Here is a 1,866-nt window from a genome sequence, read left to right on the forward strand (position 1 = left end):
TATGCAGGCCGAGCGCCTCGCCGGTGACCGCGCCAAGCCCGGTGACGACGTTGAGCACACCGGCGGGCAAGCCGGCCTCGCTTGCCAGTTCGGCCAGCCGCAGCAGCGTCAGCGAGGCGATCTCCGGCGGCTTGACCACCACGCAATTGCCGGCGGCAAGTGCAGGCGCGATCTTCCAGGCACCGATCATCAGCGGGAAATTCCACGGCACGATGACGCCGACGACGCCGAGCGGCTCCTTGTGGATCAGTCCGAGCACATTCTCGGCCGTCGGCGCTATCTCGCCATAGACCTTGTCGATGGCCTCGGCATAGTAGCGGATGGTGCCTGCCGCCGACAGCGGTTCTGCCTTGTAGGCCATGCCGATCTCGGTGCCGTTGTCGCGCACACCGAGCACGGCGAGCTCATCGGCGTGTTTCTCGACCAGCTCGGCGAATTTCGTCAGCACCTTCTTGCGAAAGGCGGGTGTGGCGCGCGACCACGAGCCCTTCTCGAACGCCTTGCGCGCCGACTTCACGGCGCGGTCGATATCGGCGGCGTTGCCGTCGGCGATGCTGGCGAAAGGTCGGCCGTCGATCGGCGACGTCACCGGCAGGCTTGCGCCGCTTGTTGCCTCGACCTGCACGCCATCGATGAACAGGCCCTGCGCGCCGATCTCCGTCTTGCGCAGCGTTTCGATGGCATTCTGACTGATCATTGGTGACGGACTCCAAGGGAAACATGCAATGTGGTTGGCGCGCGGAATTCCCAGCCGCGAAACACCGGTTCCCTGCTCGGCACAAGGCTGAGATCGGGGAAGCGTTGGAGCAACAGCCGCACCGCAAGGCACATCTGCTCGCGTGCGAAGAACCGGCCCGAACAGAAATGATGGCCGAAGCCGAAGGCGGCATGGTTGCCTTCGTTGCGGTTGATGTCGAAGCGGTCGGGATCGGCAAAGCGGCTCTCGTCGCGGCTTGCCGAAGCGACGAGGGCGGCGACGGCAGCGCCGGCCGGGATCGTCACGCCGCCAATCTCGACTGCCCGCGTCGTCTGCCGCGTCTGCGTACCGATCGGCGCCACCCAGCGCAGGCCCTCGTCGACCGCCCTCGGCACGAAAGTCTCGGGATCGGCGAGCACCTGCCGCAATTGCTCGGGATGGGCCAGCAGGCCGGCGAGGATCGAGCCGGCGCCATGTCCGGGCTCCTGCATGCCGCCAAGCAGAATGACCTTGATGCTGGGCATCAGAAAGTCGATCGGCCGCGTCGTGCCCTCCGGCATGACGTCATGCAGCATATGCGACAGCGCCGAGTCATCTGGCTGGCGCGCAAGTCTTTCCAGCGTCGGCAGGATGGCGTCGCCGACCTCGGCACTGATTGCGTCGGCGATCTCCTGCCGTTTCGGATCGTTCTCGAAATTGATGGCGCCCTGGGCAAGGCCGTAGAACCAGCGGCGCAGCGTCGGCATATCGATGCCGGCAAGGCCGAGCGAGCGCGCCAGGCTGAGCGTCGACACCGGCTCGAAATAATCGGTCATCAGCTCGGCGGAGCCCTGGTTGACGATCCGGTCCAGAAAAGGTTCGGCAATCGACCGCACGAGGTCGCCGGCATAGGCGGCGACGGTGCGCGGCCGGTATTTCGGGTCGACGCCTTGGCGCAGTTGCTTGTGCGTCTCGCCATCGGTGGTCAGGATGGTCGGCTTGCCGAAGGAACGCTCAACTGGTGACGAGCCGACGACGGCGGAGAAGATCTCGGGCGACTTGGCGACGCTCTCGACATCCTTCCAGCGGGTGACGAACCAAAGATTGACCGCCGGCACGAAAGCGACCGGCGCACTGCGCCTGAGCTCTGCATAGATCGGGTAGGGATCGGCTTCCAATGCCTCGACGGT

Annotated in this window: 2 protein-coding genes; both read right to left on the bottom strand. The window is 65.5% G+C overall.

Features of this window, described 5'->3' with window-relative positions; all coding sequences use genetic code 11:
- Positions 1–697 (bottom strand): aldehyde dehydrogenase family protein (locus EN994_RS29470; RefSeq protein ID WP_127308055.1); only part of this gene is annotated, 697 nt, incomplete at its 3' end.
- Positions 694–1,866: cytochrome P450 (locus tag EN994_RS29475; RefSeq protein WP_164746320.1), on the bottom strand; the 1,173-nt coding region annotated here is incomplete at its 5' end. The genes EN994_RS29475 and EN994_RS29470, both read right to left, overlap by 4 nt.

It is taken from the genome of Mesorhizobium sp. M7A.F.Ca.CA.002.09.1.1 (genome assembly GCF_003998555.1).
GTDB lineage: Bacteria > Pseudomonadota > Alphaproteobacteria > Rhizobiales > Rhizobiaceae > Mesorhizobium > Mesorhizobium ciceri.